The 20,811-nt window shown below is 65.1% G+C and carries 23 protein-coding genes; 7 read left to right on the plus strand and 16 right to left on the minus strand.

Going from position 1 to position 20,811, the window contains the following annotated elements:
- Window positions 1-6: 6 nt before the first annotated feature.
- From ORS3428_RS24145 to ORS3428_RS24160, 4 genes are read right to left on the minus strand one after another with little or no spacing between them, the layout of a single operon-like run.
- Window positions 7-1,143 (minus strand): ABC transporter permease, encoded by a 1,137-nt coding sequence (locus ORS3428_RS24145; RefSeq protein ID WP_071100823.1) that lies wholly within the window; start codon window positions 1,141-1,143, stop codon window positions 7-9.
- A gap of 8 nt (window positions 1,144-1,151) precedes the next feature.
- On the minus strand, window positions 1,152-2,072 hold the full coding sequence (locus ORS3428_RS24150) for an ABC transporter ATP-binding protein (RefSeq protein WP_071100806.1): 921 nt from the start codon (window positions 2,070-2,072) through the stop codon (window positions 1,152-1,154).
- On the minus strand, window positions 2,069-3,022 hold the full coding sequence (locus tag ORS3428_RS24155; RefSeq protein WP_071100807.1) for an HlyD family secretion protein: 954 nt from the start codon (window positions 3,020-3,022) through the stop codon (window positions 2,069-2,071). Before ORS3428_RS24155 ends, ORS3428_RS24150 begins: the two co-directional genes overlap by 4 nt.
- Window positions 3,019-3,723 (minus strand): CerR family C-terminal domain-containing protein, encoded by a 705-nt coding sequence (locus ORS3428_RS24160; protein WP_071100824.1) that lies wholly within the window; start codon window positions 3,721-3,723, stop codon window positions 3,019-3,021. Before ORS3428_RS24160 ends, ORS3428_RS24155 begins: the two co-directional genes overlap by 4 nt.
- 90 nt (window positions 3,724-3,813) lie before the next feature.
- On the opposite strand from ORS3428_RS24160, the gene ORS3428_RS24165 reads away from it, so the two are divergent.
- On the plus strand, window positions 3,814-4,287 hold the full coding sequence (locus tag ORS3428_RS24165) for a CYTH domain-containing protein (protein ID WP_071100808.1): 474 nt from the start codon (window positions 3,814-3,816) through the stop codon (window positions 4,285-4,287).
- Window positions 4,284-5,216: a CHAD domain-containing protein gene (locus tag ORS3428_RS24170; protein WP_071100809.1), complete on the plus strand. Its 933-nt coding sequence runs from the start codon at window positions 4,284-4,286 to the stop codon at window positions 5,214-5,216. Before ORS3428_RS24165 ends, ORS3428_RS24170 begins: the two co-directional genes overlap by 4 nt.
- 10 nt (window positions 5,217-5,226) lie before the next feature.
- On the opposite strand, the gene sigJ is transcribed toward ORS3428_RS24170, so the two are convergent.
- From sigJ to ORS3428_RS34470, 4 genes are read right to left on the minus strand one after another with little or no spacing between them, the layout of a single operon-like run.
- On the minus strand, window positions 5,227-6,129 hold the full coding sequence (sigJ, locus tag ORS3428_RS24175; protein WP_071100810.1) for an RNA polymerase sigma factor SigJ: 903 nt from the start codon (window positions 6,127-6,129) through the stop codon (window positions 5,227-5,229).
- Window positions 6,122-6,688 carry a hypothetical protein gene (locus ORS3428_RS24180; protein ID WP_071100811.1) on the minus strand — a complete coding sequence of 189 codons (567 nt, stop codon included), beginning with the start codon at window positions 6,686-6,688 and terminating at the stop codon, window positions 6,122-6,124. Before ORS3428_RS24180 ends, sigJ begins: the two co-directional genes overlap by 8 nt.
- A complete protein-coding gene (locus ORS3428_RS24185) occupies window positions 6,688-7,068 on the minus strand; it encodes a hypothetical protein (protein ID WP_071100812.1) in 381 nt (126 codons plus the stop codon). The genes ORS3428_RS24180 and ORS3428_RS24185 overlap by 1 nt, the downstream gene beginning before the upstream one ends.
- Entirely contained in the window at window positions 7,050-7,319 is a 270-nt protein-coding gene (locus tag ORS3428_RS34470) for a hypothetical protein (protein WP_443136873.1), read from the minus strand. The genes ORS3428_RS24185 and ORS3428_RS34470 overlap by 19 nt, the downstream gene beginning before the upstream one ends.
- 240 nt (window positions 7,320-7,559) lie before the next feature.
- On the opposite strand from ORS3428_RS34470, the gene ORS3428_RS24195 reads away from it, so the two are divergent.
- Entirely contained in the window at window positions 7,560-8,489 is a 930-nt protein-coding gene (locus ORS3428_RS24195; RefSeq protein WP_071100813.1) for a DMT family transporter, read from the plus strand.
- A 14-nt stretch (window positions 8,490-8,503) separates the two neighbouring features.
- Here the strand turns inward: ORS3428_RS24195 and ORS3428_RS24200 are convergent, their stop codons facing one another.
- The 4 genes from ORS3428_RS24200 to ORS3428_RS24215 form a co-directional block, all read right to left on the minus strand.
- On the minus strand, window positions 8,504-10,213 hold the full coding sequence (locus ORS3428_RS24200; protein ID WP_071100814.1) for a SulP family inorganic anion transporter: 1,710 nt from the start codon (window positions 10,211-10,213) through the stop codon (window positions 8,504-8,506).
- 81 nt (window positions 10,214-10,294) lie between these two features.
- Entirely contained in the window at window positions 10,295-10,564 is a 270-nt protein-coding gene (locus ORS3428_RS24205) for a helix-turn-helix domain-containing protein (protein ID WP_071100815.1), read from the minus strand.
- Between the two features lie 94 nt (window positions 10,565-10,658).
- Window positions 10,659-11,360, minus strand: coding sequence for a phosphatase PAP2 family protein (locus ORS3428_RS24210; protein WP_071100825.1), 702 nt, complete (start codon window positions 11,358-11,360; stop codon window positions 10,659-10,661).
- Between the two features lie 40 nt (window positions 11,361-11,400).
- Window positions 11,401-11,739, minus strand: a complete 339-nt coding sequence (locus ORS3428_RS24215; RefSeq protein WP_071100826.1) for a hypothetical protein — start codon at window positions 11,737-11,739, stop codon at window positions 11,401-11,403.
- 337 nt (window positions 11,740-12,076) lie between these two features.
- On the opposite strand from ORS3428_RS24215, the gene ORS3428_RS24220 reads away from it, so the two are divergent.
- Window positions 12,077-14,074 carry a PhoX family protein gene (locus tag ORS3428_RS24220; protein WP_071100816.1) on the plus strand — a complete coding sequence of 666 codons (1,998 nt, stop codon included), beginning with the start codon at window positions 12,077-12,079 and terminating at the stop codon, window positions 14,072-14,074.
- Window positions 14,075-14,140: 66 nt separating this feature from the next.
- Here ORS3428_RS24220 and ORS3428_RS24225 read toward each other — a convergent pair whose 3' ends face one another.
- Complete coding sequence (locus ORS3428_RS24225; protein ID WP_071100817.1) at window positions 14,141-14,821, minus strand: GNAT family N-acetyltransferase; 681 nt, start codon at window positions 14,819-14,821, stop codon at window positions 14,141-14,143.
- Window positions 14,818-15,303: a MarR family winged helix-turn-helix transcriptional regulator gene (locus ORS3428_RS24230; RefSeq protein ID WP_071100818.1), complete on the minus strand. Its 486-nt coding sequence runs from the start codon at window positions 15,301-15,303 to the stop codon at window positions 14,818-14,820. The genes ORS3428_RS24225 and ORS3428_RS24230 overlap by 4 nt, the downstream gene beginning before the upstream one ends.
- 227 nt (window positions 15,304-15,530) lie before the next feature.
- Here ORS3428_RS24230 and ORS3428_RS24235 point away from each other — a divergent pair, with 227 nt between their 5' ends.
- Complete coding sequence (locus ORS3428_RS24235; RefSeq protein WP_071100827.1) at window positions 15,531-16,568, plus strand: phosphatidylglycerol lysyltransferase domain-containing protein; 1,038 nt, start codon at window positions 15,531-15,533, stop codon at window positions 16,566-16,568.
- Window positions 16,569-16,657: 89 nt separating this feature from the next.
- Here the strand turns inward: ORS3428_RS24235 and ORS3428_RS24240 are convergent, their stop codons facing one another.
- Both ORS3428_RS24240 and ORS3428_RS24245 read right to left on the minus strand, forming a co-directional pair.
- On the minus strand, window positions 16,658-17,419 hold the full coding sequence (locus ORS3428_RS24240; RefSeq protein ID WP_071100828.1) for an ABC transporter permease: 762 nt from the start codon (window positions 17,417-17,419) through the stop codon (window positions 16,658-16,660).
- 14 nt (window positions 17,420-17,433) lie between these two features.
- Window positions 17,434-18,360: an ABC transporter ATP-binding protein gene (locus ORS3428_RS24245; protein WP_071100819.1), complete on the minus strand. Its 927-nt coding sequence runs from the start codon at window positions 18,358-18,360 to the stop codon at window positions 17,434-17,436.
- Window positions 18,361-18,677: 317 nt separating this feature from the next.
- Here ORS3428_RS24245 and ORS3428_RS24250 point away from each other — a divergent pair, with 317 nt between their 5' ends.
- A complete protein-coding gene (locus tag ORS3428_RS24250) occupies window positions 18,678-20,039 on the plus strand; it encodes a cytochrome ubiquinol oxidase subunit I (protein ID WP_071100820.1) in 1,362 nt (453 codons plus the stop codon).
- Window positions 20,040-20,046: 7 nt separating this feature from the next.
- On the plus strand, window positions 20,047-20,811 hold a 765-nt coding region (locus tag ORS3428_RS24255), incomplete at its 3' end, for a cytochrome d ubiquinol oxidase subunit II (RefSeq protein ID WP_071100821.1).

A 20,811-nucleotide genomic window follows, 5' to 3' on the forward strand; every position in this document is an offset into this window, starting at 1 on the left:
CGCCGCTCAATCCAGCGTCCGCCGGAAGCGCAGCAGGGCGGCGCCGGAAAATGCAACCACGAACACCAGCAGCCAGCCGATCTCGGTGGCGACCGCGTTGAAGTCGGCGCCCTTCAGCATGACGGCGCGGGTGATGCGCAGGAAGTGGGTCAGCGGGAAGATCTCGCCCAGGATCTGCGCCCAGCCCGGCATGCCGCGATAGGGGAACATGAAGCCGGAGAGCAGCAGCGACGGCAGGAAGAAGAAGAAGGTGAGCTGCATCGCCTGCATCTGCGAGCGGGCCATGGTCGAGATCGTATAGCCGAGCAGCACCAGCGAAAGCACGAAGACGAGCACCGAYGAGAGCAGCAGCGTCAGGCTGCCGACAAAGGGGACGCCGAACAGAAGCTTCGCCGCCACCAGCACCACCGCCACCTGCACCGCGCCGACGACGAGGAAGGGCAGCACCTTGCCCAGCATGATCTCGGTCGGGCTCGATGGCATGGCGAGCAGATTCTCCATCGTGCCGCGTTCAGTCTCGCGGGTGAGCGCCATCGCCGTCATCATCACCATGGTCATCTGCAGGATGACGCCGAGCAGGCCGGGCACGATGTTGTATTGCGAGATGCCCTCGGGATTGTAACGCTGGTGCACTACCACCTGCAGCTGCTGYTTGGCGGTCTCGGCGGCGGTCGCCTGCATGCCCTGGGCACGCAGCAGCGCCTGGCGCGCCACCGTGCCCAGCGTCGAGATGGCGCCGCTCGCTGCCGAGGGATCGGTCGCGTCCGCCTCGATCAGGATCTGCGGATTGTCGCCGCGCTCGACGCGCCGGRCAAAGTCGGCCGGGATGGTGACAACGAAGGAGAYGGCGCCCTTGGCCATCAGCATTTCGGCCTCGGCCGCGCTCTCGGCCACATGGTCGAAACGATAGTAGCCGGTCATCTGCRGGGCGGAGACCATGGCGCGCGTATACTGATCGTTGCTCATCGCCACCAGCGCCGTCGGCAGACTCTTCGGATCGTTGTTGATGGCAAAGCCGAACAGCACCAGCTGMAGCAGCGGCACGCCGAGCATCATGGCGAAGGTGATGCGGTCGCGCCGCATCTGGATGAACTCCTTGATCAGCAGCGCGCCGAGCCGGGCGAAGGAGAAGACCGCTTGCATGCCATCTTTCATGTCATGTTGTCCTTCGAGCCGGCCATGAACTGGATGAAGACGTCCTCCAGGCTGGTCTCGCCGGGCRTCACCGTCACGCCCTTGTGCGCCTTCTCGACATCGCCAAGCGCCTTTTCCAGCGCTCCCTTGTCGGAGCCGACGACATGCAGCGTGGCGCCGAACGGCGCCACCTGATCGACGCCGGGGCGCCCCTCCAGCGCCTCGGCCACGCGGTCGAGCCGCGGTCCCTGCACCACGAAGGTAGTCAGCCCGGCATTTTTCACCACCTCGTCCACCGTGCCGGTGGCGAGCAGCTTGCCGTAGGAGATGTAGCTTATGCGGTGGCAGCGCTCGGCCTCGTCCATGTAATGGGTGGAAACCAGCACCGTCAGCCCGTCGCTCGCCAGCCTGTGAATCTCGTCCCAGAATTCGCGCCGGGCCTTCGGGTCGAYGCCCGCCGTCGGCTCGTCGAGCAGAAGCAATCGCGGCTTGTGCATGATGCAGGCGGCGAGCGCCAGCCGTTGCTTCCAGCCGCCGGAAAGCGTTYCGGCCAGCTGGTTGCGGCGCGTGGTCAGGCCAAGGTCCGCCAGCGTCTGCGACACATATTCCTCGACCGGCTTCAACTGGTAGAGCCGCGCCACGAATTCGAGATTCTCGCCGATCGTCAGATCCTCGTAGAACGAGAATTTCTGCGTCATGTAGCCGACTTCGCGCTTGATCCTGAGCGAGTCGGCGCGGATGTCGAGCCCGAGCACCGTGCCCTCGCCCTCGTCCGCCGTAAGCAGCCCGCACATGATGCGGATGGTCGTCGTCTTGCCCGAGCCGTTCGGCCCGAGGAAGCCGACGATCTCACCCTCGGCCACCGTCATCGTCACATGGTCGACGACGGTCTTGTCGCCGAAGCRCTTGACCAGCCCGCGGACGTCGATGACGTTCATTTTTTCAGGTCCGCCAGGTCGACGTCGACGATCTGGCCCGGCTGCAGCGGGYCGGCATTGCCTTCCGGCCGGGCCTCGACGAGATAGACCAGCTTCTGCCGGTTCTCGAGCGAGTAGATCACCGGCGGGGTGAATTCCGGATCGGGCGACACATAGCTGACGCGGGCCTTCAGATCCGGCCTGCAGCCGTCRCAACGCACGCTGAGCAGCGTGCCGATCTTCACCGCGGAGAACGCGGTCTCCGGCACATAGACGCTGAGCTTCACCGCGCCATCGGGCAGCATCGAGATCACCGGCGCGGTCGGTCCGGCCGTGTCGCCGGGATTGYGGATCACGTCGTTGATGCGGCCGGCCGAAGGCGCCGCCAGCACGCRCTTGGACAGGCGCCACTCGGCCTGTCCCAACTCCGATTGCGCCTGCTTGACCTTGTTCTCGGCCGCCTTGATCGTCTCGTCCCTCCCTGGCAGGCCGCCGACGGCGAGATTGGCTTCCGCCTGGCCGACCTGCGCATTGGCGGTCTCCAGTGTCGCCGAGGCGGTGTCGTAGTCGGCCTGCGTGCCGGTGCCGCGCTTGTAGAGGTCGCTGGCGCGATCATATTTGCGCTTGGCGTCGGCGGCCTGGGCCTTGGCCATGTCCACTTGCGCCTTGAGCACGGCGATCTCTTCCGGCCGCTTGCCGACCCGCAGGTCGGCAAGCTGCGCCTCGGCCTGCGAAAGCGCGGCCTGCGCCTGCGCCACGGCGATCTTGGCGTCGGCGCTCTCCAGCGTCACCACTGGCGCGCCCGGCTCGACACGGTCGCCGCGCTTGACGGTAACCGTCTCGACCTGCGCCACCTCGATCGGCGCCAAGAGCACATATTCGCCTTCGACATAGCCGACGGCGAGCGGCGCCGCCGGCGCGCAGGCGCCGACGAGCTGGGCCGCGAGCGGCAGCGAACAGAGGAAACTCATGATTTGCCCTTCTTGCCGGTGGCCGCATCGCGCGCCGTCAGCATTGCCTTGAGGTTATCTGTTGCCACCGCCGCGATCTTGCCGGCCTCCTTGTTGCCGATCTCGCGCCAGCCCATCCTGCGCATCACCGCCTCGCGGCCGATGCGGAAATAGATGACCTGGCCGATCATGGTGAACATGGTGAGCTTGGTGGCTTCGCTCTCGGCCGACTCGCCCGTCGCCTCCTCCCAGATTCGRCAAAGCCGGCGATGCGTCGGCTCGAAAACGCCGGCATAGATGCGCTCGAGCGCCGCGGTCGGGTGGGACARCTCGCGAAGTACAAATTGTACGATCTCGCCGGCCTCGGGCGTAGCGACAACGAAAGCCGCCATTCGCTCCACGGCGGCGAAGAGCTGCGCCCTGGCCTCCTGCGGATCGGACGGGCCCGGGGCCTGCGCCGGTCCTATCGCCTGTCCGGCAATCGTCTGGATGGTCTCGACGATATAGTCGGCGGCGGCGGCGCGTAAGCCTTCCTTGCTGCCGAAATGATAGGCGATCKAGCCGATATTGGCCTTGGCCTCTGCGGCGATCTCGCGTGTCGAGGTGCCGTCGAAGCCCTGCCTTCCGAACAGCTTGAGCGCGGCGCGCACGAGGGCGGCGCGCGTCTGATCCGCGGGAGAGGCTTCGCGTTGCGGCCGTTTGGCATTCGTCTGCTTGATCATGTGCATCAGTTTAATCAATCGATTGATTAAAGTCAAATTGAACGCAGCCCGGCTTGCCATGTCCACCTGCACAGGCTTTAGTGCGCGGCCATGGGCAAGGAAGTCGAGCGTAAGTTCCTGGTCTCCGGCAACGCCTGGCGCCATCAGGTCGAGGCGGAAATTCGCATTCGCCAATTCTACCTTGCCGCCGCGCCCGGGCGCACGGTGCGCGCGCGCATCAGCGACGGCGCTTCGGCGAAACTGACGCTCAAGTTTGGCGACAAGGCGCGCGAGCGCGACGAGTTCGAATACTCCATCCCGCTTGCCGAGGCCGAGGAATTGATGGCCTTCGCCATTGGACGTGTCATCGAGAAGACACGCCACCATGTTAGGTACCGCAGCTATCTCTATGAAGTCGATGTATTCGGCGGAGCGCTCGCGGGCTTGGTGATCGCGGAGCTGGAGACGCCGGAGGACGTACCTGACGAAATGCTGCCCGACTGGCTCGGCCGCGAGGTCACCGGCGAGTCGAGGTTCTACAACGCGTCGCTCGCCCTTGGGGGGATTCCGGAGATCGCCGCATGAGCTTTCGCATCGATCCGCGCCTGCCGCTCACGGCAGAGGTCAGGCGCATATTGGCCGACGAGATCGGCAAGGCGCTCGGCCATCTGGAGATGGCGCGTGACAAGCCGGAGCAGGGGCTGCACAAGTGCCGCAAGCGCCTCAAAAGCATCCGCGCTGTGCTGCGCCTGGTTCGTTCCGGGGACGAACCGTTCTGCCAGACCGAAAACCAATGCTACAAGCAGGTGTCGGCGCTGCTTGCGGSCCCGCGCGAGGCGACCGCTCTCATCGAGACCATCGATCGTCTGGCGGAGGCCTTTCCGGATCAGGTCGCCGGCGGCGGCCTCGACCCCGTCCGGCAGCGGCTGGTGATGCGCCAGCACGACATCCATGCCGGCCCTGGTCTCGACGCCRCCATAAATGCAGCCGTCGCCGCCTGCCAGGAGGGTATGCAGCGCATCGAAAAACTGTCTCTGCCCGACCGGCCCGAGCAGGCCGCCGACATACTGGCCGAGGGCGCACGCGCCATCTTGCGCCGGGCGAAAAAGGCGCTGGACCAGGCCGCCACGCGCGGCCAGGCCGAGGACTTCCACGATCTGCGCAAGGCGGCCAAGACGCACAGCATGCATCTGTCGCTGCTGGGCCGGCTGTGGYCGACGCCGATCAAGGCCCGCCGCAAGGCCGTCGACAAGTTAGGCGAGCTGCTTGGCGAACTGCATGACGTTTTCGTCATGCGAGCGCTGCTCGACGCGGACGGCGAGCCGCTCGGCCCGCCCGAGGACACGAAGCTTCTGCGCAAGCTTTTGAAGCGTTCCGAAAAGAGCCTCAGCAAGGCCTGCCTCACCGCGGCTGCCGATTTGTTCGGCGACAGCCCCAGCCGTTCGGCCAAGAAGCTGGCGCGCAGGGCGCGCGACGATCTCGCGGTTCCGCATGAGGAGGCCAGCGCGGCCTGAGTGCCATGGTTCACCCCGGCCTCAGCGTGCCGATCCCTGCCAGCTTGTCCGGATTTCGCACGGTGTAGACCGCTGCGATGTTGCCCTCCGCGTCGACCGCGAAGCTCATGGTCTGGACGACGACGCCGGCGACCGACACCACCAATCCCGGTCCGCCATTGATGAGCGCCGGCATGATCGCGGTATGTTCGGGGTCCGGATTCTTGCGCGCCGCGCCGACTAGGAATTTCGCCACCCGGTCGCGGCCGATCAAAATGTTGAGCGCCGCCGCCACCTTGCCGCCGCCGTCGGCGATGAATTCCACGTCCTCGGCCAGCAGCCGCTTCAGCGGTTCGATATCGCCGCTTGCCATGGCCTGCTCGAAGCTGGCGACGTAACGGGCAATGTCCTTCTCACGAGCCGGAAAGCGCCGGCTGTCCTGCCTCAGCATCTTGCGCGCTCTGGACGCCATCTGCCGGCAGGCGGCCGGTGTGCGTTTCAGCGTCTCGGCCACCTCTTCGAACGGCACGTCGTAGAGGTCGTGCAGGAACAGCGCCGCGCGCTCGAGCGGCGACAGGCGCTCCAACGCCCGCATGACGCTGAACGAGATATCGAGCGCGGCGTCACTGGTTTCCGGATCGACGCTTCCTGCCTGCTCCACTATCGGCTCGGGCAGCCATGGGCCGACATAGGTCTCGCGCCGCTTCTGGGCCGAGCGCAGCCGGTCGAGGCAGAGGTTGGTGACGATGCGCGACAACRGCCGCGGCGCATCCTCGACCGCGCCGGCGCCAGTGAAACGAAGCCATGCGTCCTGGACAATGTCTTCGGCCTCGCCGACGGAGCCAAGATAGCGGTAGGCCAGCCGGACAAGCCGCTTGCGCTCGCCGAGATAGGCGAGCAGGCGTTCGCCGTCACCGGGTTGTTCCTCAGGCAAATTCCGCCTCCGCGCGATGTTCAGGGCGCTTCCCCGCCTCGGATCTCAACCATRCCAGCACCGGCTCGCAGCTGTTGCCGTAGCCGAGCCCGCGCTTGAACGTCGGATAGAGCGAACCCGACACGACCGCGGCCGAGAGCCCAGCGACGCCCGCCTTACCCAAGCGGCTCTCGCATGCGTCGATAATGTCGAGCAGTTCCGGATCGTTGTCGAGCACGGCGCGCGCATAGCGCTCGGCAAGCACCATGTCGTCCGGCAGCGAAGCGGCGGCGCCGGTCAGCAAGCCTTCGATCGCGGCGAGCTCGACGCCTGCCTCCTCAGCCATGCAGATGGCCAGTTTCAGGCAGGAACCGCAATCGGCCCGGCGCGCCGCCGTGATCTTGGCGGCGAAATAGGGTGCCGGCGGCAGCGCGAACCGCTCGCTGGTGAAGGGTGACACCAGCGCGAACTTCAACGCGCCGAACTCGTCCGTGTCGACGAGCTCGCGCATATAGCCCGTATCATAGCCATAGCGGCTTTCGAATTTCCTGAGCTGTTGTTTGAGAAGCCGTTTGAACATCACGCTCTCGCTCTTTTCGCGGTGGGAAGGAAGGCCRCCAGGGGCAGCAGGGCCGGCAGGACGATCAGCAACAGATCGCGGGCGCCGGCGGCGACGGTTGCGCCATGCGTCGCTATCTCGGCGAGATGGTAGACCGCGTGCCCGCCAAGGAAGACCGCGGCGGCCGCGATGAGCCGGCYGTCGTCCGGACGCCGGCTGGCCATCAGCAGCGCGGCGCCGGCGGCCAGGAAGGCGAGGCCGATGTCGCGGATGAAGTGGATGTTGGCCGGCCCGGTCTCCGTGACGCCGGGAACGGTCGCGTACCATAAATCGGGGGCAGCCAGCATGACGGCGCCGTTGGCCGCCTGGTAGATGCCGATGATCAGCAGAAGAACACGCATATGTCACCTCCTGCAGCGATGACGGGATAGCCGGTCGTTGTGTGACAATGCCGGTGACAATTTTTCTGGAGCGGAAAAATCCGCCAAGGCGGTGCCGGCTTGATGCCGGAGGTTGCGACGTTCTGCGGCTCAGCCTGCGGACTCTGCGCCGCGGTGGCCTTGAGGCGGACGCCCCTGCCGCCGCGCTCGCTRGCCCGGTTCTCGCCGATCAACTCCACCCCGACCTCGTTGAGAGCCTGGATGACCTTCATCAGCGTGTCGACCACACCCGGGCGCGCAAAACTTCGCCGACCTCGATGGCGTCGTCRCCATCGGCGGCGATGGCAAGCGCATCTTCGTGCCGCTGATGAATGAAGGCGAGGTCGCGGCGCTGAAGTTCGACTGAGCGCCATTGCGCGGGAACGACATCGATCGGGGCTGGACCGCCATATGGACGGGGCTGCCATCTGGTTCAGCCACTTGCTCCGGGATATCCGGCAGCAACCCGTCACATGAGCCAAGCCGTGAAGACATCCAGCCTGACCGGCGCCCCCGTTACCCCGACGATCCCAGTGCTGGTATGCGCACTGGCGATCTTCCTCTTGTCCGGGATGGACGCGGCGATGAAGTCCCTGGTCATCGCGGTCGGTGTGTACAACACGGTGCTGTGGCGCAGCATGGTCTCGACCCTGATCGCGGGCGCGGCCTGGTCGGCGGGGCCGCGCTCGAAACCGTCTCTTCCGGTGCTGGGGCTGCATGCGCTGCGCGCCGCGGTTGTCGGCATGGTCCTGGTTTCGTTTTTTTGGGGTCTCGCCAGATTGCCGCTCGCCGAAGCGATCGGGCTTAGCTTTGTCGCGCCCCTGTTTGCGCTGCTCCTCGCCGCGCTGTTGTTGGGCGAACGTATAAGGCGGCAGACCGTGTGGGCGTCGCTGGCCGGCATCGCCGGCGTCGCGATCATATTGTCCGGCCAGTTTGGGGCGGCAACCCGCTCGCAGGATGCCCTGCTGGGCACGGCTGCCGTGCTCGTGTCGACGGTGTTTTATGCCTACAATCTGATCCTCTCCCGGCAACAGGCATTGTTGGCCAAGCCGGTCGAGATCATGTTGTTCCAGAACCTCTGCATCGCAGTCATCCTCGGTCTCGCCGCGCCGTGGCTCGCCGTCGCGCTGCCGAGAGACCTCTGGCTTCACCTCGTCGGGGTGGCGGTGCTGTCGCTCGCCGGCCAATTTCTGATGAGTTGGTCCTACGCCCGCGCCGAAGCGCAATATCTCATCCCGACAGAATACTCGGCCTTCATCTGGGCGATCGCGCTCGRCTGGTTCTTCTTCGGCGAGGAGGTGGCCTGGACCACGCTGACTGGGGCTTGCCTGATCGTCGCCGGCTGCCTCATCGCCGCGCGCGCCAACCCAAAACTTGCCGAGCCGATCGAAGCGGCAGTTTGAGGGAATTTGTCGCTCTACGCGGCCTGCGATTTTCCTTTTAGCTGCGCTCGCGCGTCGCGGATCGAGGCGGCATAGGTGACCAGCGGCCGCTTGAGGCCGTGGTTGATCAGCATGCGCCTTGTCTGCGGCGCGGCACCTGCGATGATGAATCGCACGCCGGCGCGTCCGGCCTTATGGGCGGCGCCCTCGATGACGTTTGCCGCCGTCGAATCGAAGAACGGCACCGCCGAGCAGTCGAGGATGAAATTCTTGCGCTGGTCTGCAATGCGGTCGAGCACGGCGCCGACGGTCGAGGCGGCACCGAAGAAGAAGGCCCCGGAGATTCGATAGATAACGGTATCGGCGTCGGCCGCCTCGCTTGAATCATAAGTGGCGGCGCGATCGGCGACGTCCTCCGGCACCAGCGGCAGATCGGCCTCGACGGCGATGGACTTGGCCATGCGATCGATGAACAGGATCGAACCAAGCGCGAAGCCGACGACGATGCCTTCCGTCAGATCGCGGAAGATGACGATCAGGAACGTCGCCATCAATACCAGTGCGTCGCCACGCGAGGCTCTGAGCAGCGTGGCGAAGGCCTGCTTCTCGAACATGTTCCAGCACACGACGGCGAGTACGCCGGCCAATGCGGCGAGCGGGATGTAGCTGGCCAAGGGCGCCGCCGCCAGCATCAGGATTAGCAGGATTGCCGAATGCAGCATGCCGGAGACTGGGCCATGCGCGCCGGCCCTCACATTGGTGGCCGTGCGAGCGATCGTGCCGGTGGCACATATRCCGCCGAACAAGGCTGACGCGATGTTGGCGAAGCCTTGCGCCACCAGTTCGCAATTGGAGCGGTGCCGCCTTCCGCTCATACCGTCGGCGACCACGGCCGAGAGCAGCGACTCGATCGCTCCGAGCAGCGCGAAGGYGGTCGCGTCCGGCAGCACGTCGATCATCCTGTCAAAGCTGACCGACGGCAGGACTGGCCATTGCAGGCTCCGCGGGATGCCGCCATAGCGCGTGCCAATCGTTTCCGCAGGCAAAGCGAACAGCCCCACGACCAGCGAGGCGACGCCGATGGCGATCAGCATCGCGGGCCACCTCGGCCGCCAGCGCCGCAGAAAGACAATAGTAAGGACCGTCAGCCCCGCCACGAAGGTTGCGGCCGGATTGATCGTGCCGATCGCCTCGCCGATCGCGGTCAGCTTCGGCACCAGCGCCCCGGGCTCCTTGCCGGCGAGTTTCAGTCCGAGCAACTCGACGATCTGCCCGGAGAAGATGATGACCGCGATGCCTGCGGTGAAGCCGACGGTCACCGGATAGGGAATGAACTTGATGTAGGTGCCGAGCCTGAGATAGCCGATGGCGAGCAGGAAGACGCCGGCCATCATCGTGGCGAGCAGCAGCCCGTCGACGCCGACGCGCGCCACGGTCGCCGCTACCAGCACGATGAAGGCGCCGGCCGGACCGCCGATCTGGAAGCGGCTGCCGCCAAGCGCSGAGATGATGAAGCCCCCAACGATCGAGGTGTAGAGGCCTCGCTCCGGCGTCACGCCGGACGCGATGGCGATCGCCATGGACAACGGCAGCGCAACGATGGCGACCGTCAACCCGGCGACGGCGTCGGCCCTGAAATGCGCCAGCGTGTAGCCTTCGCGCAGCACCGTGAGCAGCTTGGGCGTGAACAGCTCGGCAAAGGACGGCCGCGCGTGGGGGTGGATTGACCGCCGGACCTGATCCATGGACTGCCTTCTTCCGCTCCACAAAGCRGCGGGATCGTCGGCAGGGCCGTCGGCGGTCGCCGTCGCGACTTCTTGTGCGGCTCAGCCTTGGGAGTTCTGGGGCGAGGCAGGCTTGAGGCGCACGCCCCTGCCGCCGCGCTCGCTGGCCTGGTTCTCGCTGATCAGCTCCACCCCGGCCTCGTCGAGTGCCTGGATGACCTTCATCAGCGTATCGACCACGCCTCTGACGACACCTTCGCTCGCTTCCATACGTTGGATGGTCGGAAGCGAAACCCCGGCGCGCTCGGCGAGCGTTTTCTGGTCGATACCGGCCAACGCCCTCGCGGCGCGCATCTGCGCGGCAGTGATCATCGGCCAGAACCCCTGTCTGAGTCCGCACTATCAATGGATAATCCAAATATCATGAGGTTTCAAACATCATGACCAACAGTTGAAACATGATCGCTCATTCGCTGTCCGCCACCACCTTGCGCCGCTGCAGCAGGCGCGCCACGAGCCAGCACAGCATGGCCCAGGCGAAGCCGGCGCACCAGCCGGCAAGCACGTCCGACGGCCAGTGCACGCCGAGATAGACGCGGCTGGTTCCGACCAGGACCGTGGTGAGCACGGCGAGGCCGAGCACGAAAACCTTGCTCGTACGGTCCGGCAGGAAGCGTGCGGCCAGCGAGCCAAGGGTAAGGTAGGTCACCGCCGACAGCATGGCGTGGCCGCTGGGAAAGGAGAATGAAGTCTCGTTGACAAGATGCGAGACGAGCTCGGGCCGGGGCCGGTCGATCTCGTGCTTGAGCAGGCTGGAAAGCACCTGTCCGCCCGCCACCGCGACAAAAACGAGCAACGCCGTCGCCGGCCTTCGGATCAGGAGCAGGTAGACGATCGTCGCCGTCGTGATCAACACCAGGACCGCGGAGCTGCCGAGCGCGGTGATGTCGCGAACAGCGCCCTGCAGCCAGGGCGGGCCGATCGGGCTGTTCGGCTGCCCGGCGTGGCGGAAGGCAAGCAGGATCTCGGTGTCGAAGGCATGCGGCGTCGTCGCGCGCGCCAGCTCGATCAATTCCACCAGCCCCCAGAGCCCGCCGRCAATCACCAGYCCGGCCAGAAGCACCGGAAATTCCATTTTGTTGAGCAGGTCGCCCGCTGTGAACTTCATCGCCGGCATTCCGCCCGGAATTGCGTGAAACTGAACCGTCTCAGAGCTTTTGCATATAGGGTCCGAGCGTGATCAGCGCGACGGCGGCGATCGCCAGCACGACGCCGGTTGCCTGCAACACGTTGAGYCGTTCGCCGAAAAAGACCAATGCCACGACATTGACCGACACAAGCTGGATCACCGCCGACAGGCTGAACGACACCGACATGCCGAATTCGCGGATCAACCGAAGCATGATCAGATTGCCCGCGGAATAAAGCRCGAGCGTCAAAAGGATCTTGCCGAGGCTCGGCGCCAGCCCCCATTGCTTGGCCGCGGTCGCCGCAAACAGGAAGATCACCGTCGAAAAGCTAAGCTGCGCCAGTCCCCAGAAACTCACGTTTCGCCCCTCCTGAAGCGGCTTTCGCCGCGCCTTGCCGTCCTTGTTTCCCAAGCGCGCGAGGCCGTCAAGCCGGGCCCGTCAGGCAAGGTGCGCTGCCGCGGGATCGAAGCCGGATGTCGAAAATGCACCCMCCGCGCCACGGCCGCCGATGGATTCTCGTCATCGGTCGTCGTGCTGGTGATTGACACCCGCCTGTGTCGACGGATGCCGAACAATATCAGCCAGCCAATCATTCCTGTTTAATCACGCCGATGTCACGAAAATGTGATCGGCAGGCTTTAGGGATCGACGGGTGACTTTGCTCCAGCCACCTCAAGAAGCCAGAGGACAGTTCATGACCGACTCCCCTGAAATCCGCTTCCGCACCAGCCTGCTCGAGGAAAATGACGGCCCGCCCGTCAATCCCACCGACAACCGCACCATGGGCGAGATCATCGCCGCGCGCTTTTCGCGCCGCGGCTTCCTCAAAGGGTCGCTGGCCGTTTCCGCCATTGCCGCCACCGTCAGTCCGCTTGCACTCGTCGCCGCCGACGAGGCGCGGGCCGCTGAGGCCTCGGCCTTCAAATTCGAAGAGCTCGAAGYCGGCATCGACGACAAGCACCACGTCGCGCYGGGCTACGACGCCGACGTGCTCTTGCGCTGGGGCGATCCGCTGTTTGCGGATTCGTCGGAATTCGACCCGGTGAAGCAGTCGGCCGAGGCCCAGGCAAAGCAGTTCGGCTACAACAACGACTATATCGGCTACATCCCGATCGACGGCTCGGCCGAGCATGGCCTGTTGGTCGTCAACCATGAATACACCAACCCGCATCTGATGTTCCCAGGCATCGTCAAGATCGTCGAGAAGGAGGGCAAGAAGGCCGCCGAGGTCGCGCCGCTCAGCAAGGAGCAGGTCGATGTCGAGATGGCCGCACATGGCGGCACCATTGTCGAGATCCGCAAGGAAGCCGGCAAATGGCAGGTCGTGCGCGACGGCAAGCTCAACCGCCGCATCACCTCCAACACCGAAATGGCGCTCTCCGGCCCCGTCGCCGGCCATGACCGCGTCAAGACCAATGCCGATCCTTCCGGCACCAAGGTCATCGGCACGCTCAACAACTGCGCCGGCGGCGTCACGCCTTGGGGCACCTATGTGATGGCCGAGGAGAACATCCACGGCTATTTCACGGGCGAACTGCCGGAAGGCCACAAGGAAGCCGCCAACTACAAGCGCCTCGGCATTCCCGAGGGCGCCTATGAATGGGGCGCGCATTACGATCGCTTCAACCTCGCCAAGGAACCGAACGAGCCGAACCGCTTCGGCTGGATTGTCGAGGTCGACGTCAACGACCCGAATTCGGTGCCGCGCAAGCGCACCGCCATGGGCCGCTTCAAGCATGAGGGCGCCGAATCGATCGTCGCGAAGGACGGCCGCGTCGTCTTCTATCTCGGCGATGACGAGCGCTTCGACTATGTCTACAAGTTCGTCACCGCTGGTAAGTTCAATCCCAATGACCTCGCGGCCAACATGAACCTGCTCGACGACGGCACGCTGCATGTCGCCAAATTCGCCGAGGACGGCACCGTCGAATGGCTGCCGATCGTGTTCGGAGAAGGCCCGCTGACGGCGGAGAACGGTTTTGCCTCCCAGGCCGACGTTCTCATCGAGACCCGGCGCGCTGCCGATCTGCTCGGCGCCACCAAGATGGACCGGCCGGAAGACATCCAGCCCAATGCCGGCAACGGCAAGGTCTATGTCGTGCTGACCAACAATTCCAAGCGCAAGGCCGACCAGGTCGACGCGGCAAACCCGCGCGCGGCGAACGCGTTCGGCCACATCATCGAGATCGTCGAGGACGGCAGCGACTTCGCCGCCACCAAGGGCAAGTGGGAAGTGCTGCTGAAATGCGGTGATCCTTCGGTGGCCGAAGTCGGCGCCACCTTCTCGACCGCGACCACCGCCCATGGCTGGTTCGGCATGCCGGACAATTGCGCCGTGGATTCCGCCGGACGGCTCTGGGTCGCCACCGACGGCCAGGGCCCGAAGGCCACCGGCCGCACCGACGGCCTGTGGGCGGTCGACACGGAAGGCGCTGCGCGGGCGACGTCAAAATTGTTCTTCCGCGTGCCGATCGGTGCCGAAATGTGCGGCCCGCTCTTCGCGCCGGACGACCAGACCGCCTTCGTCGCCGTCCAGCATCCGGGCGACGGCGGCGAGGACTGGGAAGCTTTTGGCCGCCCATCCTACTACGAGGATCCGTCGACCCGCTGGCCGGATTTCAAGCCGGACATGCCGGTGCGGCCATCGATCGTCGCCATCACCAGGCAGGGCGGCGGCAAGATCGCGGTCTGATGCGCTGAAGCTCTGYGGTGGCATGGCCATTGACATTGGGGATTGGCCGAAGCCTCCCCAATGTCGTCATCCGGCGCGTTGCACCACGGCCATGTTCAGGGCGCTTCTCAACCGGAAGCCGATGGACTCGTAAAGCCGGATGGCGGGAACGTTGCTGGCATAGGCGTGGAGGTAGGGCACCTCGCCCCGCGCCATGATCCTGTTCGCCACGAAGAGCGACAGCAGCCTGGCAAGCCCGCCGCCGCGGAAATCCGGGTGCGARCACACGCCGCTGAGTTCGCAGTAGCCGGGCTGCTTCATGCGCTCGCCGGCCATTGCCGCCAGCCTGCCGTCGATCTTCACGCCCCAGAAATCGCCGAGGCTCAAGGCCTCCAGCGTGAATGGCCCGGGCTTGGTGAGCGATGCCAGCGCGAGCATCTCGCCGGCATCGCCGTGCGTCAGCCGTTGCACGCGTTCATCGGACACGGGCTGCAGCGGCTCTTCCGCAATCATCTGAACCAATGACGCGGTGGAAACCGCGGAAAGCTCCGCAGGCAGGACGATCGGACCCGCCTGCACCAGGATGGCGCTTTCAAGCGGCGGGATAAGCCTGCCAAGGGCCTGCAGGCTTTGTTCGTCCTCCGCTGCCGTGGCAGCGAAGGGAACGATCGACGGCCGGTACCGGCGCGCGAGGTCGTCGCCTTCCGCAAAAGCCTGATGGCGCGTCGCCAGCGCGCTCCAGATCGGGCGATCAAGCATGTGGTTCATGGCACCGTCACCTTCTCGGTACGGCGGTCGAGCGGGACCGCCGCCAGGCGGTCTTCGATGGCGGCGAGTTGACTGAGAAGAGGCCCGGATAGGTCCGCACACAGCGCAGTGACGGCGTCCTCGATGCGCGGCCACACCTCGCCTTTTGCCTCGTCGACCAGCCGCCGGCCGTTTCGCGAGAGGGAGACGATCCTGCGCCGCTGGTCGTCGCTCGACGGGGCAACCTCGACCAGCTCCAGTTCGGCGAGCAGCGACACGCTTCGCGTCACRCCGGGCTGTGCGACGCCGAGCGATTGCGCCAACTCGCCGACCGGTAGCGGCCCCAGCCTGTCGAGCGCGGCGAGCAGGGGATACTGGCTCGACTGGATCCGCACGTCCAGCCGATCGAGCACGCGCTGCGTGTCCGCCTGCAATTGCTCGCCAAGGCGCTTCAACCGGCTGCCGAGGCAAAGAAAGCCGAGGGATCGTATGACGTCTTCCATGTTCGGTTCATCCGAATAACAATAACTTGTTATATAACATTGCATGGAAAATCAACCTATCCAATGGTCGCGCGCCGGCAGCGTTGGCCCGGCTACGGTGACGCCGCCTCTTCATTCGCGGCGCATAGCATCCTATATGGCGCGCACGCGACATGATCGGTCGCGTCTGGCGACTGATTCGAGGCCCGTGGGTCGACGGGTCTCTGTTCATCGGCACGCGGAAGCTCATGCCCTCCCTGCGCATCCATATCGACAGGTTTCTCGACGGCGCAGCACCCAAGGTGCCGCTGCGCGAGCTCTCGCATCTCGAGCGCCTGGCGCTGGTTCGCCGGCATGGCGACTTCTCGCTCGCCTATTCGACCGCCGTGCAGCAAAAACTGTCCTATTTCAGCGATGGCGACGGCTACATCGCCTTCGGCACCAAGATGAAGCACCATTTCGCGCTCGGCGATCCGGTGGTCGATCCAGCGGACCGGCCGGGTTACATCAAGCGTTTCGTCGAGGCCGCCGGCAGCCCCTGGTTCGTGCAGATCGGCGCTGCCACGGCAAAGGTGCTGGCCGGCCTTGGCTACCAGGTCAACCGGCTGGGCATCGACACCAGGCTGCAATTGCCGGCGCATGAATTTTCCGGCAAGCGCAACGAGACCGTCCGCTATTCCGAGCGCTGGCTGACGAAGAAGGGCTTCACCTTCGCCGAGGACAGAAACAACGCGCTGCTGGAGGAGGTTTCGCGGCTCTCCGAGAACTGGCGCGGCGAGCGCATCGTCAAGCGCTGGGAGATGGGCTTCCTCAACCGCCCCTTCGCCGACCATCTCGGCGCCGACATGCGCCGCTTCGTCCTGCACGGCCCCGACGGCGAGCTCGTCGCCATCCTCGATTTCGATCCGCTGTTCAGCCAAGGCAAGCTCATCGGCTACACGACCGCCTTCAAGCGCAAGCATGTCGACGCCACGCCGCATGCCGAGATCGGCCTGACCAAATTCGCCGTCGACCGCTTTCGCGAGGAGGGCATTTCGGTCGTCACGCTCGGCCTGTCGCCGCTGCTCGACGTCGAGCCCAGCGGCTTTGCCGAATCGAGCTTCTGGCGCGGCGCCTTCCAGCGCGCCTACCAGTCGTCCTGGGTCAACCGCTCGCGCTTCAACCTGCAGGGTCAGGCCGCCTTCAAGCGCCGCTTCCACGGGCTGGAGGAGCCGACCTACATCGCCTTCCGAAAGGGAACGCTGATGGAGATGCTGGGCCTGCTGCGGCTGATCAAGGCTGTCTAGAACGTCGCCAACCTTCGCGATTGGCCGAAGCCTAGCTGCGGCTAATCGCGAAGGCTTGCGACCGCTCCAGCGCGAAACACAACGTCCCATCAATTCCGCAGCCGATACCCCGTCCGGAAGATCCAAGCCACGATCGTGATGCAGACGGCCAGGAACACCAGCGTCATGCCGAGGCTGACGCCGACCGAGACGTCTGCCTTGCCATAAAAACTCCAGCGGAAACCGCTGATCAGGTAGACGACCGGGTTGAACAGCGTGATCGTCTTCCAGATGCCGGGCAGCATGTGGATCGAATAGAAGCTGCCGCCGAGGAAGGTGAGCGGCGTGACGATCAGCAGCRGCACCAGCTGCAGCTGCTCGAAGGTTTTGGCCCAGATGCCGATGATGAAGCCGAACAGRCTGAAGGTCACGGCTGTCAGCATCAGGAACGCGATCATCCAGAGCGGATGCTYGATCCTCAGCGGCACGAACAGCGAGGCGGTGGCTAAGATGATGAGGCCGAGCATGATCGACTTGGTCGCCGCACCCCCGACATAGGCGACGATGATCTCGAGGTAGGACACCGGCRCCGACAGCAGCTCGTAGATCGAGCCGACGAATTTCGGGAAGTAGATCGCGAAGGACGCATTCGAGATCGACTGAGTCAGCAGCGAAAGCATCATCAGGCCCGGCACGATGAAGGCGCCATAGGCGATGCCGTCGATTTCGTTGATGCGCGACCCGATCGCCGAGCCGAACACCACGAAATAGAGCGATGTCGAGATAACAGGCGAGATGATGCTCTGCAGCACCGTGCGGAACGCACGCGCCATCTCCACCCGGTAGATTGCCCACACAGCACGAAGATTCATGGCGGCGCGCAGGGTCATGGCTCTTGCCTCAGAAGATTGACRAAGATCTCTTCGAGCGAGCTGTTCTTGGTGTCGAGGTCGCGGAACTGGATGCCAGCGGCCTCGAGGTCGCGGATCAGCGAGGCGACGCCCGGCCGCTCGCTCTGGTTGTCGTAGGTGTAGGTCAGCTGCTCACCATCCGGCGACAGCTCCAGCGCATAGTGCGACAGGCCGTCGGGGATGGCCTTGAGCGGCGCCCGCAGCTCCAGCGTCATCTGCTTGYGGCCGAGCTTGCGCATCAGTTCCGCCTTGCCCTCGACCAGGATGATCTCGCCGCGGTTGATGACGCCGACGCGGTCGGCCATCGCCTCGGCTTCCTCGATATAGTGCGTGGTGAGGATGATCGTTACGCCGTCCTCGCGCAGGCGGCGCACCATCGCCCACATGTCTTGGCGCAGCTCGACGTCGACGCCGGCCGTCGGCTCGTCGAGGAACAAGACGCGCGGCTCGTGCGACAGCGCCTTGGCGATCATCAGCCGGCGCTTCATGCCGCCGGAAAGCGTGATCGCCTTGGCATCCTTCTTGTCCCACAGCGAGAGGTCTCGCAGCACCTTCTCGACGAAGGCCTTGTTCGCCGGCTTGCCGAACAGRCCGCGGCTGTAGTTCACCGTCGCCCAGAYCGTCTCGAAGGCGTCGATGGTGAGCTCCTGYGGCACCAGCCCGATCAGGCTGCGCGCGGCGCGATAATCCTTGCCGATGTCGTGGCCGTCCACGGTGACGGTACCGGAGGAACGGTTGACGATGCCGCAGACGATCGAGATCAGCGTCGTCTTGCCGGCGCCGTTCGGCCCGAGCAGCGCAAAGATCTCGCCGCGCTTGATGTCGAGATTGATTTCCTTCAACGCCTTGAAGCCGGTGGCATAGGTTTTCGTGACACYGGAAATCGAGATGATGGCTGACATGCTGAAAAACGCTGAGCGGAAAAGGTCACCTGATATAGGGCGGATGTCGCCGCGTGCAACCGCAATCCGGCGCCGTTCCTGACAGTTCTCGACAGGCGCCGGGCCTTACGTCGTCCACTGGGCGCCATGTCCGGGGATCGGCAGGGGTTGCGCCCGCCGCTCGCGGCGCGGCAAAGCCGTCACGCGAGACGGTTATCCATGCCGACGCGGCACCGTGCACCGGGCTGCGACAACGCGCCTCGCGCGGCGCCGCGCCGCTTTGACCGATGCGTGTTTGAAGCCTATCCTTCAAGCATAAATTGCAGCCGGAGCCCAGCATGGACCCGCTCATCCTGTCGCGCATCCAGTTCGGCGCGAATATTTCGTTCCATATCCTGTTTCCGGCGATCACCATTGCACTTGGCTGGGTGCTTCTCTTCTTCAAGCTCCGCTACAACGCCACCGGCGATTCCGCCTGGATGCGCGCCTATTTCACCTGGGTGAAGGTCTTCGCGCTCTCCTTCGCCATGGGCGTTGTCTCGGGCGTCACCATGAGCTTCCAGTTCGGCACCAACTGGCCGGGCTATATGGAAACGGTCGGCAACATCGCCGGGCCGCTGCTCGCCTACGAGGTGCTCACCGCCTTCTTCCTCGAGGCGGCCTTCCTCGGCATCATGCTCTTCGGCTTCCGCCGCGTCTCCAACCGCATCCACACGCTGGCCACCGTGCTGGTGACGGGCGGCACCACGGTTTCGGCCTTCTGGATCATAGCGCTGAACTCCTGGATGCAGACGCCGGCCGGCTTCGAGATGCGCGACGGCAAGGCGCATGCCGTCGACTGGTTGGCGGTCATCTTCAACCCGTCCATGCCCTACCGGCTGGTCCACATGCTGCTCGCCTCGGGGCTCACGGTCTCCTTCCTGATCGCCGGCCTGTCGGCGCTGCGCTACCTCTACGGCGACCGCTCGGAATCGATGTGGAAGGCGCTGCGCACCGGCGTCTTCACCGCCGCCATCCTGATCCCGATCCAGATCTTTGCCGGCGACCAGCACGGCTTKAACACGCTGGCGCACCAGCCGCAGAAGATCGCCGCCATGGAGGCCAACTGGAACACCGGCCCCAACGTGCCGCTGGTTCTGTTCGCGCTGCCCGACGAGGCGGCCAAGGAGAACCGGTTCGAGATCGCCATTCCCGACGGCGCCAGCCTTGTCCTGCGCCACAGCACCGGCGGCGTCGTGCCCGGCCTCAATGATTATCCGGGCAACCATCCTCCGGTCTTCCCGGTGTTCTGGGGTTTCCGCATCATGGTCGGCACCGGCATCCTGATGCTGGTCGTCTCCTGGTCGGCAGCCTTTTTCCTCAAGCGCCGCAACAGTCTGCCGAAGCCGCTGGCGCTCATCATGGTGCCGATGGCGCTGTCCGGCTGGCTGGCGACGCTCGCCGGTTGGTACACGACCGAGATCGGCCGCCAGCCCTGGCTGGTTACCGGCGTGCTGAAGACGGCCGATGCCGTCGGGYCGGTCGCCGGCAGCCATGTGGCGCTGACGCTGGCCGTCTATCTCATCCTCTACGTCCTGCTCCTCCTGGCCTATCTTGGCGTGCTGCTGCACCTGGCGCTGAAGGCGGCCAAGGATGGCGACGCCTCGCCGCTGCCGGGCGTCATGAATGCGGCCCTGTCGCAGCCGGCCRCCGGGGAGTGACACGACAATGACCTTCGACTGGCCAACCGCGCTTCCRCTGATCTTCGCCGGCCTGATGGGCCTCGCCATCCTAATCTACGTCATCCTCGACGGCTTCGACCTCGGCATCGGCATCCTGTTTGYGGGCGCGGAAGATGCCGAACAGGACACGATGATCGCCGCGATCGGTCCGTTCTGGGACGCCAACGAAACCTGGCTGGTGCTGGCGGTCGGGCTGCTCCTCGTCGCCTTCCCAATGGCGCACGGCACCATCCTCACCGCGCTCTATCTGCCCGTCTTCGTGCTGCTGGTCGGGCTGATCCTGCGCGGAGTCGCCTTCGACTTCCGCGCCAAGGTGCCGGCCGGCAGAAAACATCGCTGGAACCGCATCTTCTTCCTGGGCTCCACGATCGCTTCGCTGGCGCAGGGCTATATGCTCGGCGTCTATGTGCTCGGCCTCGATGTCGGCCCCGGCGGCATGGCCTTCGGCGCGCTGGTGGCGCTCTGCCTCTCGGCCGCCTATGCCGCGATGGGCTCTGCCTGGCTGATCTACAAGACCGAGGGCGACCTGCAGCGAAAGGCCGTGCGCTGGCTGCGCATCACCCTGGTGCTGACGGCTTTGGGCATGGTCGCGGTGTCTTTGGCGACGCCCTTCGCCAGCCCGCGCATCTTCGATAAATGGTTCCTGTGGCCGGAAATCCTCTATCTCTCGCCACTGCCCATCCTGTCGGCGCTCTTGTTCCTCTGGCTGTGGCGGCAGACCTTCCACCTGCCGAGGCCCGACGACAGGCAT

The organism is Mesorhizobium sp. ORS 3428 (assembly GCF_001854785.1).
Lineage (GTDB): Bacteria > Pseudomonadota > Alphaproteobacteria > Rhizobiales > Rhizobiaceae > Mesorhizobium.